This window comes from Amycolatopsis aidingensis, assembly GCF_018885265.1.
GTDB lineage: Bacteria > Actinomycetota > Actinomycetes > Mycobacteriales > Pseudonocardiaceae > Amycolatopsis > Amycolatopsis aidingensis.
Window position 1 is genome coordinate 2,557,508 of the sequence record NZ_CP076538.1, and the last position, 15,231, is coordinate 2,572,738.

At 70.9% G+C, this 15,231-nt stretch carries 16 protein-coding genes; 9 read left to right on the forward strand and 7 right to left on the reverse strand.

What is annotated here, in order from left to right; translation table 11 throughout:
* From KOI47_RS12080 to KOI47_RS12105, 6 genes are all read left to right on the forward strand, one after another.
* Positions 1–870, forward strand: a complete 870-nt coding sequence (locus KOI47_RS12080) for a TatD family hydrolase (protein ID WP_216216067.1) — start codon at positions 1–3, stop codon at positions 868–870.
* A 2-nt stretch (positions 871–872) separates the two neighbouring features.
* A complete protein-coding gene (gene eboE, locus KOI47_RS12085) occupies positions 873–1,979 on the forward strand; it encodes a metabolite traffic protein EboE (protein ID WP_216217257.1) in 1,107 nt (368 codons plus the stop codon).
* Positions 1,976–3,379, forward strand: a complete 1,404-nt coding sequence (locus tag KOI47_RS12090) for an alkaline phosphatase family protein (protein WP_216216068.1) — start codon at positions 1,976–1,978, stop codon at positions 3,377–3,379. Before eboE ends, KOI47_RS12090 begins: the two co-directional genes overlap by 4 nt.
* A gap of 7 nt (positions 3,380–3,386) precedes the next feature.
* The gene (locus tag KOI47_RS12095; RefSeq protein WP_216216069.1) at positions 3,387–4,394 is read left to right on the forward strand and encodes a sugar phosphate isomerase/epimerase family protein; all 1,008 of its coding nucleotides are present in this window, start codon (positions 3,387–3,389) and stop codon (positions 4,392–4,394) included.
* A 5-nt stretch (positions 4,395–4,399) separates the two neighbouring features.
* A complete protein-coding gene (locus KOI47_RS12100) occupies positions 4,400–5,272 on the forward strand; it encodes a sugar phosphate isomerase/epimerase family protein (protein WP_216216070.1) in 873 nt (290 codons plus the stop codon).
* A 153-nt stretch (positions 5,273–5,425) separates the two neighbouring features.
* Positions 5,426–7,471, forward strand: coding sequence for an acyltransferase family protein (locus KOI47_RS12105; RefSeq protein WP_216216071.1), 2,046 nt, complete (start codon positions 5,426–5,428; stop codon positions 7,469–7,471).
* Between the two features lie 7 nt (positions 7,472–7,478).
* Here KOI47_RS12105 and cutA read toward each other — a convergent pair whose 3' ends face one another.
* The 3 genes from cutA to KOI47_RS12120 are packed head-to-tail and all read right to left on the reverse strand — an operon-like array spanning position 7,479 to position 9,794.
* Positions 7,479–7,799, reverse strand: a complete 321-nt coding sequence (gene cutA / locus KOI47_RS12110; protein WP_216216072.1) for a divalent-cation tolerance protein CutA — start codon at positions 7,797–7,799, stop codon at positions 7,479–7,481.
* 15 nt (positions 7,800–7,814) lie between these two features.
* Positions 7,815–8,342 carry a DUF1707 SHOCT-like domain-containing protein gene (locus KOI47_RS12115; RefSeq protein ID WP_216216073.1) on the reverse strand — a complete coding sequence of 176 codons (528 nt, stop codon included), beginning with the start codon at positions 8,340–8,342 and terminating at the stop codon, positions 7,815–7,817.
* Positions 8,343–8,393: 51 nt separating this feature from the next.
* Entirely contained in the window at positions 8,394–9,794 is a 1,401-nt protein-coding gene (locus tag KOI47_RS12120; RefSeq protein ID WP_232376698.1) for a serine/threonine-protein kinase, read from the reverse strand.
* 87 nt (positions 9,795–9,881) lie between these two features.
* On the opposite strand from KOI47_RS12120, the gene KOI47_RS12125 reads away from it, so the two are divergent.
* A complete protein-coding gene (locus KOI47_RS12125) occupies positions 9,882–10,871 on the forward strand; it encodes an asparaginase (RefSeq protein WP_232376699.1) in 990 nt (329 codons plus the stop codon).
* A gap of 139 nt (positions 10,872–11,010) precedes the next feature.
* Positions 11,011–11,277 (forward strand): hypothetical protein, encoded by a 267-nt coding sequence (locus KOI47_RS12130; RefSeq protein WP_216216074.1) that lies wholly within the window; start codon positions 11,011–11,013, stop codon positions 11,275–11,277.
* Here KOI47_RS12130 and KOI47_RS12135 read toward each other — a convergent pair whose 3' ends face one another.
* The 3 genes from KOI47_RS12135 to KOI47_RS12145 all read right to left on the reverse strand — a co-directional run bounded on the left by KOI47_RS12135 (position 11,278) and on the right by KOI47_RS12145 (position 13,544).
* Positions 11,278–11,775: a methylated-DNA--[protein]-cysteine S-methyltransferase gene (locus KOI47_RS12135; RefSeq protein WP_216216075.1), complete on the reverse strand. Its 498-nt coding sequence runs from the start codon at positions 11,773–11,775 to the stop codon at positions 11,278–11,280.
* Between the two features lie 20 nt (positions 11,776–11,795).
* Positions 11,796–12,638 (reverse strand): isocitrate lyase/PEP mutase family protein, encoded by an 843-nt coding sequence (locus KOI47_RS12140; RefSeq protein ID WP_232376700.1) that lies wholly within the window; start codon positions 12,636–12,638, stop codon positions 11,796–11,798.
* 126 nt (positions 12,639–12,764) lie between these two features.
* Entirely contained in the window at positions 12,765–13,544 is a 780-nt protein-coding gene (locus KOI47_RS12145) for a class I SAM-dependent methyltransferase (protein ID WP_216216077.1), read from the reverse strand.
* Between the two features lie 183 nt (positions 13,545–13,727).
* Between KOI47_RS12145 and KOI47_RS12150 the strand changes: the two genes are divergently transcribed.
* Positions 13,728–14,111 carry a hypothetical protein gene (locus tag KOI47_RS12150; protein ID WP_216216078.1) on the forward strand — a complete coding sequence of 128 codons (384 nt, stop codon included), beginning with the start codon at positions 13,728–13,730 and terminating at the stop codon, positions 14,109–14,111.
* Positions 14,112–14,146: 35 nt separating this feature from the next.
* Here the strand turns inward: KOI47_RS12150 and KOI47_RS12155 are convergent, their stop codons facing one another.
* Positions 14,147–15,208, reverse strand: a complete 1,062-nt coding sequence (locus KOI47_RS12155) for an RNA polymerase subunit sigma-70 (protein ID WP_332461459.1) — start codon at positions 15,206–15,208, stop codon at positions 14,147–14,149.
* Between the last annotated feature and the right edge of the window lie 23 nt (positions 15,209–15,231).

Sequence of the window (15,231 nt, forward strand, 5' to 3'; positions counted from 1 at the left end):
GTGCGCATCTTCGATCCGCATATCCACATGACCTCGCGCACCACCGGCGACTACGAGGCGATGTACGCGGCGGGAGTCCGGGCACTGGTCGAACCGGCGTTCTGGCTTGGCCAGCCGCGCACCAGCGTCGGCTCCTTCGTGGACTACTTCGACGGCCTGATCGGCTGGGAACGGTTCCGGGCCGCCCAGTTCGGTATCCGGCACAACTGCACCATCGCGCTCAACCCCAAGGAGGCGAACGACCCGCGTTGCGTCGAGGTGCTCGACCTGCTGCCGAGGTACCTGGCCAAGGACGGGGTGGTCGCGGTCGGCGAGGTCGGCTACGACTCGATGACCGAAGCCGAGGAGGACGCCTTCGCCAGGCAGCTCGCCATGGCGATCGAGCACGAGCTGCCGGTGCTGGTGCACACCCCGCACCGGGACAAGCTCGCCGGCACGCATCGCACCCTGGACGTGGTCCGGGACTCCGGGATCGCGCCCGAGCTGGTCGTGGTGGACCACCTGAACGAGCTGACCGTGGGTCCGGTCGCGGAGTCGGGCTGCTGGATGGGCTTCTCCATCTACCCGGACACCAAGATGGACGAGCACCGGATGGTCGCCATCCTGCGGGAGTACGGCACCGAGCGGATGCTGGTCAACTCCGCGGCCGACTGGGGCCGCTCCGACCCGCTGAAGACCTACCGTACGGGGGCGGCCATGCTCGAGGCCGGTTTCACCGATTCCGATGTGGACAAGGTGTTGTGGCGCAATCCGGTGGAGTTCTACGGGCAGAGCGGCAAGCTGATGGTGGACGAGATGGACGCCGCGGAGCCGACGGGCGAGACCTTCGCAGGCAACTCGGTGCTGCGCGGGGCGAGGCCGGATTCCTGATGCTGCTCTCCTACTGCACGAATGTGCACCCGGCCGAGGACCTGGAAGGGATCCTCGCGCAGCTGGACGGCTATGCGGTACCGGTAAGGGAGTCGCTGGGGCTGGACCGGCTCGGGGTCGGGCTCTGGCTCGCCGCCGAGGTGGCGGCCGGGCTGGCCGCCGACCGCTCCGCCCGCAACCGGCTCGCGGCCGAGCTCGACGCCCGTGGGCTCGCGGTGCAGACCCTGAACGCCTTCCCCTACGGCGGCTTCCACAACGAGGTCGTCAAGCATGATGTCTACCTGCCTGCCTGGACCAGCCCGGCCCGGCTGCGGTACACAATGGACTGTGTAACGGTGCTGGCCGACCTGCTTGCCCCCGAGGCTGAGTACGGCAGCATCTCCACCCTGCCGCTGGGCTGGCGGGAACCATGGGGCAGCGGGGAGGACCTGCGCTGCGGTATCGCCTTCGAGGAGGTGTGCCGGGTGCTGCGCACCTCGCTGTCCCGCGGGGAACGGCCGATCCGGCTCGCCGTCGAACCGGAACCCGGCTGCGTGCTGGACACCGTGGCGGACGCGGTCGGCTGGCTGGCCGAGCGGGTCGATCCCGAGCACATCGGGCTCTGCCTGGACACCTGCCATCTCGCGGTGTCCTTCGCCGACCCGGCTGCGGCCGTGGCGCAGATCCACGCCGCCGGGCTGCGGGTGGTGAAGGTGCAGGCCTCGGCCGCGCTGGAGGTGGCCGATCCCGGCACCGAACCGGCGCGGGCCGCGCTGCGCCGGTTCGCCGAGCCACGCTACCTGCACCAGGTACGGGAGCTGCGGCCGTCCGGCGAGGTGCTCGCCGCCGACGACCTGCCGCAGGCACTGGACGAGCTACCAGCCGAGGGGCCATGGCGGGTGCATTTCCACGTGCCCCTGCACGCCGCCCCGGACCGGCCGCTCACCTCGACCACCGGGGTGCTGCTGGAGGCCGTGCACGCGGTGCGCGCATCGGGGGAGGAACCGCATATCGAAGTCGAGACCTACACGTGGAACGTGCTGCCGGACCGGCCGGAGGTGGCAGGCGGGATCGCGGAGGAACTGCGCTGGGCCCAGGCCCGGCTGGCTGCTCAGGAGGTGGGACTGTGAACAAGCTGCTCGTACTGGACGTGGTCGGGCTGACGCCGAAACTGCTGCGGCACATGCCGAACCTCAGCAGACTGGCGGCCGGTGGCTGGCAGGCGGAGCTTGGCACGGTGCTGCCCGCGGTCACCTGCAGCGCCCAGTCGACCTTCCTCACCGGGCTGATGCCCGCGCAGCACGGCATCGTCGGCAACGGCTGGTACTTCCGCGAACTCGGCGAGGTCTATCTGTGGCGACAGCACAACAAGCTGGTCGGTGGCGAGAAGGTCTGGGAGACCGCGCGGGCGGCCCGGCCCGGCTATACCGCGGCGAACCTGTGCTGGTGGTACGCCATGGGCGCCTCGACCGACTTCACCATCACCCCGCGCCCGGTCTACCACGCCGACGGCCGCAAGTCCCCGGACTGCTACGCACGGCCACCGGAACTGCACGACCAGCTGACCGCGGAGCTCGGTTCGTTCCCGCTGTTCAACTACTGGGGCCCGACCGCGTCGATCGCCTCCACCAAGTGGATCGTCGCGGCCGCCCGGCGGCTGTTCTGGGACGAGCGGCCGGACCTGCTGCTGGTCTACCTGCCGCACCTGGACTACGACCTGCAGCGCTACGGCCCGGACTCGCAGCAGGCGGTGGCAGCGGCCAAGGCGGTGGACGCCGAGGTGGCCCCGCTGCTGGCCGATGCCGAGCGGGCGAAGGCCCCGGTGGTCGCGCTGTCGGAGTACGGCATCACCCCGGCCGACCAGCCGGTGAACATCAACCGCGCGCTGCGCGATGAGGGGCTGCTGGAGGTCTACACCCAGGAGGGCATGGAGTACCTGGACCCGTGGACCTCCCGCGCGTTCGCCGTGGCCGACCACCAGATCGCCCACGTGTACGTGGCCGATGAGGCCGACCTGCCGAAGGTGCGCCGCCTCGTCGAGGCATTACCAGGGGTGGACGAGGTGCTGGACCGGCAGGCGCAGCAGCGCTACGGCCTGGATCACGCGCGGGCCGGGGAGCTGGTTGCGGTCGCCGAGCCGCGGGCCTGGTTCACCTACTACTACTGGCAGGACGACGACCGGGCACCCGATTTCGCCAGGGGAGTGGACATCCACCGCAAGCCCGGCTACGACCCGGCCGAGCTGTTCTTCGACCCGGCCGACCGGCTGGCCAAACCGAAGGCGCTGCTGAACCTGGCGCGCAAGAAGGCGGGCCTGCGCTACACGATGAACGTGGTGCCCACGGATCCGCGCTGGGTGCGCGGCTCGCACGGGAGGTTACCCGACTCGCCGCAGGACGGCCCGGTGCTGCTGTGTTCCGACCCGGCCGTTCCGTCCGAAGTGGAGAGTTCGGGCAAGCTGGCAGGCACCGCGGTCAAGGACCTGTTGCTTTCGCTCCAAGGTATCGAGGAACCCGGAAAGGGACGGTGACAAGCCGATGAGCCGACCGATCACGCTGTTCACCGGGCAGTGGGCGGATCTCCCGTTCGAGGAGGTCTGCGGGCTGGCCGCGGAATGGGGCTACGACGGCCTGGAGATCGCCTGTTCCGGCGACCACTTCCAGGTCGATCGCGCGCTCGCCGAGTCCGACTACATCGACCGTAAACGGGAGCTGCTGGACTCCCACGGGCTGCGGGTGTGGGCGATCTCCAACCACCTTGTCGGGCAGGCGGTATGCGATGACCCGATCGACGATCGGCACCGCAACATCCTGCCCGCCCGGATCTGGGGCGAGGGCGACCCCGAGGGCGTCCGGGAGCGCGCCGCGGCCGAGCTGGCCGATACCGCGCGGGCCGCGGCCAGGTTCGGGGTGGACACCGTGGTCGGCTTCACCGGTTCGAAGATCTGGAAGTACGTGGCGATGTTCCCGCCGGTTTCGCAGGAGGTCATCGACGACGGCTACGCCGACTTCGCCCGGCGCTGGAACCCGATCCTGGACGTCTTCGACGAGGTCGGGGTGCGGTTCGCGCACGAGGTGCATCCCTCGGAGATCGCCTACGACTACTGGACGACCAAGCGCGCGCTGGAGGCTGTGGGCAACCGGCCCGCGTTCGGGCTGAACTGGGACCCCTCGCACTTCGTCTGGCAGGACCTCGATCCGGTCGGGTTCATCCTGGACTTCGCCGACCGCATCTACCACGTCGACTGCAAGGACACCAAGAAGCGCCTGGACGGCCGCAACGGCAGGCTCGGCTCCCACCTCGCCTGGGCCGACCCGCGCCGGGGCTGGGACTTCGTCTCCACCGGGCACGGCGATGTGGACTGGGAAATAGCCTTCCGCGCCCTCAACTCCATCGGCTACGCCGGGCCGATCTCGGTGGAGTGGGAGGACGCGGGCATGGACCGGCTGCGCGGCGCGGCCGAGGCGGTGACCTACATCCGGAACCTGATCTTCGACAAGCCGACGGCGGCTTTCGACGCCGCGTTCAGCAACCAGGAAGGGTGATCGCGATGAGCGAGGGCGGATTTTCCCGGCGAGCGGCGCTGCGTGGCGCGGCAGGCGCGGCGATGGGTCTCGGCGCGGCCGCGGCGCTGAGCGGTACTGCGGCGGCCAGCCCCGGTACGCAGGGCTGGTGGCCCGGCAGGATGCGGGTACCGAAGGAGCGGATCGCCATCCAGCTCTACACCCTGCGCAGCCTGCTGGAGCAGGACACCCCCGGCACGCTGGAGGCCCTGGCCGACATGGGCTACCGCAACGTGGAGCTCGCGGGTACCTACGGGCGCTCGGCCGAGGAGTTCCGGGCCCTGCTGGACCGCTACCACCTGCGCGCGGTGTCCAGCCACATCGGCTTCGACGGCGCGGATGTGGACCAGCTGATCGCCGACACCAAGGTGCTCGGCCCGCGCTACGCCGACTGCGCCTGGGCGAAGTTCGACACCATCGCCGAATGGGAGGCCTTCGCCGGGCGGCTGGACAAGGCCGGCCGGGCCTTCCGCAGGGCGGGTATCCGGTACGGCTACCACAACCACGCGCATGAGTTCGAGCCGATCGACGGTGTGCGGCCGTTCGACGTGCTGGCCAGGAACACCAGCTGGTGGCACGTCCACTTCGAGTTCGACCTGTACTGGCTGGTGGTCGCCGGGGTGGACCCGGTGCGGGAGTTCTGGTGCCAGCCGGGCCGGGTGCGGCAGTTCCACGTCAAGGACCGGGCGCCGGACGGCGGGTTCGCCGACCTCGGTACCGGCACCATCGACTTCGGCCGGATCTTCCGGGACACCTGGATCGGCGGGGTCCGGCACTACATCGTGGAGCACGACCAGCCGAGCGATCCGTTGCGGACCGCGCGGGTCGGCTACGAGTACCTGACCGACCTGCGATTCTGAGCGCCTGTTCCACCGTTACCGGACGGTGTGCGCGGCGGTGACCCGGTCGTGACCGGATCGGGGTGCCTGCCGGGTGCCGGGGCACCGATGGCATCGTTGATGACTCACCCAGGATGGTGACACCAACTGCCCCAGCGTGCCGAGGACGATGACATGAGCCTGCTTCGCGCGGACCCGCCTGTGCCAACACAGGCCCCGCCGGACACGTCCTCGGCACGCCGGTACCGGCCGGAGCTGCAGGGGCTGCGGGCGCTGGCTGCGGTGCTGGTGGTCGTCTACCACGTGTGGTTCGACCGGATCTCCGGCGGCGTGGACGTCTTCTTCCTCATCTCCGGCTTCCTGATCACCGGACAGCTGGTGCGGGCCAGCGAGCGTGGCCGGATCGAGTTCCGGCCGATGTGGGGCCGGATGATCAAGCGGCTGTTCCCGGCCGCGCTCACCGTGCTGGCCGCCATCATCGTCGCCGGCTGGCTGCTGCTGCCGCAGGGCCGCTGGCTGCAGACGATCAGCGAGGTGTTCGCCTCCGCGCTGTACCTGGAGAACTGGCGGCTGGTCGCCGACTCGGTGGACTACTTCGCCCAGCACAACACCGCCAGCGTGGTGCAGCACTTCTGGTCGCTTTCCATCCAGGGCCAGTTCTACCTGGTGTGGCCGCTGCTGGTGGCGCTGGTCGCGCTGGTGGCCCGGCTGGCGGGCCGGGGGCTGCGCGGCAGCATGGCGCTGACCCTGCTGGTGCTGTTCGCGGCCTCGCTGGCGTACTCGGTGGTGCTGACCGGCATCGACCAGCCGATGGCCTACTTCCATTCGCTGACCAGGGTGTGGGAGTTCGCCCTGGGCGGGCTGCTCGCACTGGGTATCCAGCTGGTGACCGTGCCGAGAGCGGTGCGGCTACTGCTCGGCTGGGCCGGGGTGGCCGGCCTGGTGTCCTGCGGCCTGCTGTTGCAGGTCGGCAGCGTCTTTCCGGGGTACGCGGCGTTGTGGCCCACGATGGCCGCGCTGCTGGTGATCGTCGCGGGGGCGACCGCTAGCCCATTCGGGGCGGACCGGCTGCTGAGCTCCCGGCCGCTGGAGTATCTCGGTAACCTCAGCTACGCGCTGTACCTATGGCACTGGCCGGTGCTGCTGTTCTACCTGGTGCTGCGGGACCGGGCCGAGGCGGGTATCGCGGGCGGTGCGCTGGTCATCGCGGTGTCGGTGGCGTTGTCCGTGCTGACCTACCACCTGATCGAGAAGCCGGCGCGGGAGTCCCGGTTCAGCCCGGCACTGCGCTGGGGCGCGTACCGGTTCGGCGTGCTGGCACTGCTGCCGGTGCTGGTGCTGGCGGGTGCCTGGCAGGTGACGGCCGAGCAGCGGGCCGCCGTCACGATCACCGCCGACGACCCCGACCATCCCGGTGCGCTGGCCCGGACCGAGGGGTTCATGTACACCGGGGCGGCCGAACCCGAGCTGGTGCCCTCCTTCGTCACCTTGCACGACGACTTCGCGGAGATCGCGCCGGAGCTGTGCACCATGGCCGGGCCGCGCAAGGAGGTAGTGCTGTGCAGCACCGACACCGAGGGCCCGCCCGCGCGGCGGATCGTGGTGGCCGGGGACTCGCACCCGCAGCAGTTCCTCGGCGCGTTGCTGCCCATCGCGCAACGGCGGAACTGGCAGGTCATCTCGATGCTGCGGGGTGGCTGCCCGTTCTCGACCGAGTCCGACATCGTGCCGGGCGACCAGCCCTGCATGGACTGGAACACCGACGTGATCGACCTGATCGCGGAGATCCGGCCGGACGTGGTGTTCACCACCGCCACCCGCGAGGTGCGGATGGGGCTGACCGAGTACACCCCGCGCGGCTACGTCGAGCAGTGGCGCAAGGTGGAGGAGCTGGGCATCCCGGTGGTTGCGGCCAGGGACAACCCGCGTTACGACTTCGAGCCCTCCGCCTGCGTGGAGAAACACGGCAGGGACGCCGAGCGCTGCGCCCGGCCGCGGGCCGAGCTGCTCTCCCCTGAGCCGCCGTACGCGCGGATGGCCAGCCTGCCGGCCAACGTACGTTTCCTCGACTTCAGCGACTACTTCTGCACCGAGGAACTGTGCCCGCCGGTGATCGGCAATGTGCTGGTGTACATGGACAACAACCACATCAGCGCGACCTACATGACGACCATGGCCCCGATCGTCGAGGAAAAGCTGACCTCCGTCCTCGACTGGTGACCCTCGGTCAGCGGGTTTCCTCGATCAGCCAGCTCAGGTACTCGGCGGAGCCGCCGTCGATCGGGGTGGCGATGATCTCCGGGACGTCGTAGCCGTGCTCGGCCTTGAGCCACTCGGTCAGCCCGGCCACCCGGTCGGCCGCGGTCTTGATCTCCACCCGCCATTCCTGGTCGGTCTGCACCGCGCCATCCCAGCGGTAGACACTGGTGATCGGGCCGACGATCTGCGCGCAGGCGCCCAGTTTGGCGTCGATGGCGCCGGCCGCGAGCTCTCGTGCGGCCTGCTCGCTGTCCGTGGTGGAAGAGACGATCACATGCTCCGAAGCCATGCCCGCCAGGCTAGCTCAGGACCCGCTGCGCACCCGGACGTCGCCGAACACCGTGTTGGCCTTCAGCAGCAACCTGGGGCTGCCCGGCACCCGTTCGCTGGTGGTCTGCACATCGCGGTCCCCGAGCAGGGTGAACGACTTCACCTCGACCTCGATCCCTTCCGGCACGGTCACCCGTACGTCCCCGAACACGGTGGAGACACTCAGCTCGACCACCGGCTCGGTGAGCACGGCCTGCCGCAGGTCCAGCTTGACGTCGCCGAAGAACCCGGCGATCCGGTCCCCGGAGGCGAGTGCGAACCGGCCACTGCGCTTGATGTCGTCGAACACGACATCGATGCTCATCCTGGTGGCGACGGGCTCGGCTCGCACCAGTGGTGCGGGCAGGTCGGAAAGGGCGCTGTCGATCGTCGCGGTGTCGGTCGCCGCCCACACCCGCGCGACCCGGTCGGTGTACTCGTCGAGGGTCAGCCTGCCCTCCCCGACGGCGCGCTCGAGGCGCGTCTGGGCAGCCTCCTTCTGCTGCTGCAGCTCGTCCAGCATGGGCGCAGCGTAGCGGCCGTGCGCCCGCCCGGCCGGTGCCGGGCGACCCGCTCAGTCACCCGGCGCCAGGGGAGGCTTCCCACCCGGTCCGGGAGCCGTGCCCTCCTTGGCCTTCCCCGCGCCCCCTTCGCCGGGAGGATCGCCCGCGTGCTCCGGCGGGCCCGGCGAATCCGGTTTCGCCTCGGGTCCGGACCGCCGCTGGGATGGTGGCTGCGGCCGCGCGGTATCCGGTTCGACGGCCACCACCGGCCGCGGTGCGGATCGCCAGGTGGCCGGGGCCGGTGCGGAGGTGGACCGGTGCTTTCCGGGGGAGTGGTCCGCGGTCGCGCCGGTCAGCGCCGGGACCTCGGCGGCGGTCCCGGTTGCGGTGGGTCCCGCGGGCTGGATCGGCTGGTCGGCCCCGGACGCCGGAGCCCTGCTCCCGGGGGTGCCGGACAGCAGCCCGGCCACCACGGCCGCGCAGGTGGCCGTGATCGGCACCCCGACGGAAAGCGCCGTGCGCATTCGCCGCGAGCGGGACGAGTCGGCGGGGCGGGCAGGCGCGGGCACCAGTGGTTCGGTGACGCCCGCGGGCGCGGTTTCCAGTGCGTCGGCTACCGCACCGGCCGTCGGGCGCTGCGCGGGTTGATCCGCGGTCATCCGGGTGAGCAGGGCGGCCAGGCCCGCCGGTAGGCCCTCCGGCAGCACCGGCCGGTGATGCAGCCTTGCGACCGCGGACTCCACCAGCGTTCCGGGGTACTGCCGGGTTCCGGTGAGGCATTCCAGCAGGACCAGGCCGAGCGCGTACACATCGGCAGGGGGCCCGACCCACTCGCTGCGCACCTGTTCCGGGGCGAGGTAGGCCGCGGTGCCGACGACCACGCCGCTGGAGGTCACCCGGGTGCTGTCCAGTGCCTGTGCGATTCCGAAGTCGCTGAGCATCGGTCCGTCCGGGCCGAGCAACACGTTGGCGGGCTTGAGATCCCGGTGTGTGACTCCGCTGGAGTGCACGTACTCCAGCGCACGGGCGAGCGCGGCGCCGAGTTCGGTGACCTCGGCGGGGCTCATCGGTCCACAGAGGACGCGCGCGGCCAGGGTGGACCCGGTGGCCAGCCGCATCACGAGATAGGCCTGCCCCTGGTGGGTGCCCGCGTCGTACAGGGTCACCAGCCCGGGATGCCGGAGCCTGCGCAGGAGCTCGAGTTCCTGGCGCTGCCGGTGCCTGGCGATCCGGGCGCCACCGGCGTGGAACAGCTTCACCGCCACCTGGTCCCCGGTGGACCGATCCAGCGCCCGGTACACGGTCGCGCTGCCGCCCCGGCCGATCACCGGACCGATCTCGTAGCGGTCCGCGATGGGCCCGGGGTTTGCCGGTGGATTCAGCACGGTCTCGTCGTGCCTGCTGGCGACCTCGCCGATGCCGAACCTCGGCCGGGTCGGTGGCTCCATGCCCAGCCACTCCGTTTCGCTCACGCCGTCCTCGGCTCCGCCTGCCCGGCTGTTGACCGTACCGCGCTCACTGGGTGTCCACCAGATCGCTGCCTGTTAAGGTCCAGGACCGTGGCCGAATCCCCCGCCGCGCGGGTGACGCTCGTCGCCCTCGGCGGCACGATCGCGATGACCCGGCCCGCCCCTGGCGAGGCGGTGACGCCGGGCCTGGACGCGCGTGACCTGGTTGAGGCCGTGCCCGGACTCGCCGAGCTGGACATCGAGCTGAGCACGCGGACCTTCCGCTCGGTGCCTGGCGCCTCGGTGACCTTCGCCGACCTCACCGCACTGGCCGGGCTGATCGAGGATCTTGCCGAGAGCCAGGATGCCGTGGTGGTCACCCAGGGCACCGACACGCTGGAGGAGACCTCGTTCTTCCTCGATATCGCCGTGGACACCGGTATGCCGGTGGTACTGACCGGAGCCATGCGGCATCCCGGGCTGGCCGGGGCCGACGGCCCTGGCAACCTGCTCGCCGCGCTGCGGGTGGCGGCCAGCCCGCGGGCTCGCGGCCTGGGCTGCCTGGTGGTGCTTGGCGACGAGATCCATGCGGCCCGGCACGTTCGCAAGACCCACAGCACCAGCCCCGCCGCCTTCACCTCGCCGGATACCGGGCCGCTCGGCCAGGTTGTGGAGGACAGGGTGTGGCTTTCGGCCGCGGTGGGACCGGCGCTGAGCCTGCCCGCACCCGGCACCGACCCGTTGGTGCCGGTGGTGACCACGGCACTCGACGACGACCTGCCGTTACTGCGTCCGATGCGGACGGACCTGGACGGTCTCGTGCTCGCCGCGTTCGGTGTCGGGCACGTCCCGGCCGGTGCCGTGGAACTGCTCGCCGCCTACGCCGAGCGGATTCCGGTCGTGCTGACCAGCCGGACCGGCGCCGGGGCGGTACATCACGCGAGCTACGGGTTCCCCGGTTCCGAACAGGACCTGCAGCGGCGCGGGCTGATCAACGGCGGCTTCCTCGGTCCGTACAAGGCCCGCATCCTGCTGCGCCAGCTGATCGGGAACGGAAAGGGCCGGACCGAGATCGCCGAGGCGTTCGCGCTGTTCGGTTAGTACTCCAGCCGCGGTCACCGGCTCGCCGCTCCGGGCGGAACATCCAGGCACGCCGCCGTCGAGCCACGCACGATGAGCTCCGGCTGGAAACAGGTACCCGGCGGAGGGCACGGTCACCCCGGCGATCTCGTCCAGCAGCGTGCGCACCGCGGCGGTCGCCATCGCGGGCGACGCGGATCGCGCCCAGCGCCATCAGATCACTGCCGTACACCACCTGACCCAGCTCCCGCAGGTGCGCGAGCGCCGAGCCGGACGCGACCTGCTCGCCGCGTCCGCCGGGCCGACGGGTGACCCTGAGCAGGTGATCATCATCGCCGAGCCCCGCGCGGCCGACCACGGCGTGCGTTTCTCCGCCGGTGCCGACAGGGTGGCGCTGAACGAGGTCACCGGCGCGGCAGGCTCGTGATCACCCTGCGCTGATCCGTCGCTCGAAGTCCAGCAGGTGCCGCTTGCGCTCGATCCCGCCGCCGTAGCCGGTGAGGTCGCCGGTGGACCCGACCACCCGGTGGCAGGGCACGATCACGCCGATGGGGTTCTTGCCGTTGGCGAGGCCCACCGCGCGGGACGCCGTCGGCCTTCCGATGCGCTCGGCAAGCTCGCCGTAGGACACCGTCTCGCCGTAGGGTATCTCACGCAGCTCGGCCCATACGGTGCGCTGGAACGGGGTGCCGAGCAGGGTGAGTGGGAGGTCGAACTCGGTGCGTTCGCCCGCGAAGTACGCGTCGAGCTGGGCGACAACGTCGCGGAACGGCCCCGCGTCCCGGTGGCCGAAGGTGTCCTGCGGCGGCCGGTACCGCTGCCGCTCCATGTAGAGCCCGGCGAGCACACCGTCGACGGCGACGAGGGTCAGTTCCCCGACCGGGCTGCCGATCACGGTATGTGAACGCTGTCTGTTGCGGACCATTGGCACGAACGTTCTCCCGTTCAGTGTGGCCGCTGCGCGAACAGCGAGTCGACACCGGCGAAGTCGAGTGCGCCCGCGAGCTCGGTGTAGGTGCCCTGCTCCAGTATCTCGGTGGCGGCTCGCCCGGCGAGGGTGTAGGCGGCCTGCGCGACGGCCGTGCCCGTGCTGATCCGCCGGACACCCGACGCGCTCAGTTCGGCGATGCCGGGCCCTCCCGGCATCGCCATCGCGTTCAGTGGCAGCGGCGCCTCGTCGGCGAGTGCCGTGAGGACCTCGAGATCGAGCAGGCCGGGAACGAACAGGCAGTCGGCGCCGGCTTCGGCGTAGGCGGAGGCCCTGGTGAGCACGTCGTCGAGCCGGCCTTCCGGCGCACCGATACCGAAGAGGTACACGTCGGTACGCGCGTTGATCACCAGCTCGGCCAGACCGCCGCGGGCCGCGGCCTCGCGGGCGGCGCGGAGGCGGGCCGCCTGTTCCGCGACGGTGAACAGCGGGCCGCCGCCCGCGACCGAGTCCTCGAGGTTGATCCCGGCCGCGCCGACGGCCACGACCGCCGACACGGTGGCCGCGACGTCCTCGGGAGCCGGGCCGTACCCGCCCTCGATGTCCGCCGTCACCGGAACGTCCACCGCGGCGGCGATCGCGCGGATGACGCCGACCATCTCGTTCCTGGAGAGGCGCTGACCGTCCGGCTTGCCATGGGACCACGCGACACCACCACTGGTGGTGGCGATGGCACGCGCGCCCGCCTCGGCGATCATCACCGCGCTGCCCGCGTCCCACGCATTCGGCAGCACCAGGGTGCCGTCCTCGTGCAGTGAGCGGAGCGCAAGCGCTTTCGACTGGGGGCTCGTTTCGAGCACGTTCGTTTCCTCACGTAGTCCGGATCGGGTGGTGCGGCCGCTTCCGCGAGCCTGGCACAACCCGCGTGACCCACGCACCGCATCAGGACGGTGAGGTCCGATTTCCGCTACGGGCGGGCTCTCCATTCAGGGGCGGCGGCCCCATGCGGCGATCGTCAGCCAGGAGTAGTCGAGGAAGTCCGGCGACTCGTAGAGTTCGTAGGCCTCCTCCAGCTCGTGCCGGGTGATCAGCCCGGTGTCCACCGCATGTGCCTCGACCAGTTTGGTGGTGGCCTTCAGCCAGCTGGCCAGCGGCGAGCCGCCCCGCGCGGGCAGCATCTGGCCCTCGGTGTCGCAGTCGAGCAGCCCTGCTCGCTCCAACGGGAGCGGCAGCTGCCGTGCCCAGGTGGTGTGCGTGCCGACCTGCTCGGTCATGACGCGGCTCAGCGTCTCCATCGAACGCCGGGTGGCCTGCCGGGAGGACAGCTCGGGCAGCGTGCTGGCGGATTCGATGAACAGCCACCCGCCCGGCCGCAGCCAGGAGGCCATCCTGGCCAGCACCGCCTCGCGATCCCGCAGGTGGTCGAGCACGAACCGGGCGTGGATCAGGTCGAACTCGCCCGGCGGCCCGTCGGTGGTGACATCGTGCTGCCGCACCTGGATGCCGAGCTCGGTGAGCGGGGTGAGGAAGGCCAGGCTGACATCCGTTGCGGTCACCTGCTCGGGCCCGGCGAGCTCGGCCAGATGCCTGGCGACCGATCCGGCTCCCGCGCCGACCTCGAGGCAGCGTGATCCGGTCCGCAGCCCGAACCGGTCGAGATTGCGGAAGGTGAACGGATCGAAAATCCGCTCCAGCAGGTGCAACCGCCGGTACTCCTCCTGCGCCTCGGTGTCGACGAAGTCGTTCCAGCCCAACACTTGTGGCATAAGGGAATCCCCATCCGTTCGAGCGGCCGATGAGCTACCGGGCGTGGCGAAGTATAGGCAGCACGGCCGTGCTGACGGTATGGGCTGGAAGTATCGGCCGGTATTACCCGCGAGGTAATCGACCAGCGGCTGCGCCGGGAGGAAAGTTCAGCTCGTCACCCCGATGGGATCTGGAGGCGAGAAATGCGGGATCTGCGAATGGTGCTACGGGTCGACGCGGTGGCGTCCGGCGGGCTGGGTGTGCTGCTGGTCGCGCTGTCCGGTGTGCTGGACGGCCTGTTCGGCCTTCCGGTGTTGCTTTCGGTGCTGGCCGGTGCCGGGCTGGTGGTGTGGGCGGCCTTCCTCGGCTGGGTTTCGGTCGGCCTCGCGCCGGGACTGGTGCGCGAGGTGGTGCTCGGCAACCTGGTGTGGGTACTGGCGAGCGTGGCCTTCGCGGTGGCCGCCTGGTCCGAGCTGACCGGGCTGGGGATCGCCTTCGTGCTGGCGCAGGCGGCCGTGGTGCTGGGCTTGCTCGTGCTGCAGGCGACGGGCCTGCCAAGGGCCACCACCGCGCGGCCGGCCTCCTGACCAGGGTGGTGGATGCCCGGGGCATCCACCACCCGTCATGCGCTGTCCGGGGCCAGCGTGGCTGGCAGCTCGAAGGCGGGGAACACCTCGCCGGTGAAGCCGGTGAGCTCCGCGATCCGGCCGTCCACGATCCGCAGGGCGCTGAGCGCGAAGGCCTCGAACGCGGAGTCGCTGCCCGCCGGGCGCATGTAGGTGGCGATCGCGGGATGCCCGTTGGCGTAGGTCTCCCGGAACCGGAACTCGACGGCGTCCGGGCCGCGCAGGGCGGGTGCCCATGCGGCGACCAGCATGTCCCTGCCCTCGTACCAGACGGGCGTGCTGTCCATGTGGCCACCGGCACCGGGCTGGTGGCTGCACCGTGCGTCCTCGCGCAGCATTGCCCCGATCGCCGCGTCGTCCGCCCGCGCGAGCGCGGCCATATAGCGCCGGACGACGGTGCGTTCCTCCTCGTTCGGTCGCCGCGCGGGCGCCCATTCGGCCCGCCTGCGCGGCAGGTGCTGCTGCAGGGTGGCCCTGGCCCGCTGCAGGGCGCTGTTGGTCGCGGGGACGCTGTCCTCGAGCAGGGCGGCCACCTCCTTGGCCCGCCAGCCGAGCACATCACGCAGGATCAGCACGGCGCGCTGGCGCGGTGGCAGGTGCTGCACGGCCACGATGAAGGCCAGCTCGATCGTCTCCCTGGACACCGCCACCGCGTCCGGCCCGCCGTCGCCGGGTGCCGGTGGCTCGAGCAGCCGGTCCGGGAACGGGCCCACCCAGCGCACGGCGACCGCGGGCAGCGGCGCCGCGGTGGGATCGGCAGGCAGCGAGTGAGCCTCGGGGATCGGTTCCCTTGGCCGCTTGTCCAGCGTGTCCAGGCAGGTGTTGGTGGCGATCCGGTAGAGCCAGGCGCGGAAGGTGGAGCGGCCCTGGAAGGTCTCCAGCCTGCGCCAGGCACGCAGGAAGGTGTCCTGGGTGTGGTCCTCGGCGTCCTCGAAGGAGCCGAGCATCCGGTAGCAGTGCACCCGCAGCTCCCGTCGGTACCGTTCGAACAGCTCGCCGAAGGCGCGCTCGTCCCCGGCCCGCGCCGCCTCGACCAGCTCGGCTTCGCCCACGTTCACCTCCACGCTCCGTCCTGCTCCGG

Coding starts and splice junctions, on each gene's coding strand:
- KOI47_RS12095 (WP_216216069.1), top strand. CDS start 3,387: ATGAGCCGACCGATCACGCTGTTCACCGGGCAGTGGGCGGATCTCCCG.
- KOI47_RS12100 (WP_216216070.1), top strand. CDS start 4,400: ATGAGCGAGGGCGGATTTTCCCGGCGAGCGGCGCTGCGTGGCGCGGCA.
- KOI47_RS12105 (WP_216216071.1), top strand. CDS start 5,426: ATGAGCCTGCTTCGCGCGGACCCGCCTGTGCCAACACAGGCCCCGCCG.
- cutA (WP_216216072.1), bottom strand. CDS start 7,799: ATGGCTTCGGAGCATGTGATCGTCTCTTCCACCACGGACAGCGAGCAG.
- KOI47_RS12115 (WP_216216073.1), bottom strand. CDS start 8,342: ATGCTGGACGAGCTGCAGCAGCAGAAGGAGGCTGCCCAGACGCGCCTC.
- KOI47_RS12135 (WP_216216075.1), bottom strand. CDS start 11,775: ATGGTCCGCAACAGACAGCGTTCACATACCGTGATCGGCAGCCCGGTC.
- KOI47_RS12145 (WP_216216077.1), bottom strand. CDS start 13,544: ATGCCACAAGTGTTGGGCTGGAACGACTTCGTCGACACCGAGGCGCAG.
- KOI47_RS12150 (WP_216216078.1), top strand. CDS start 13,728: ATGCGGGATCTGCGAATGGTGCTACGGGTCGACGCGGTGGCGTCCGGC.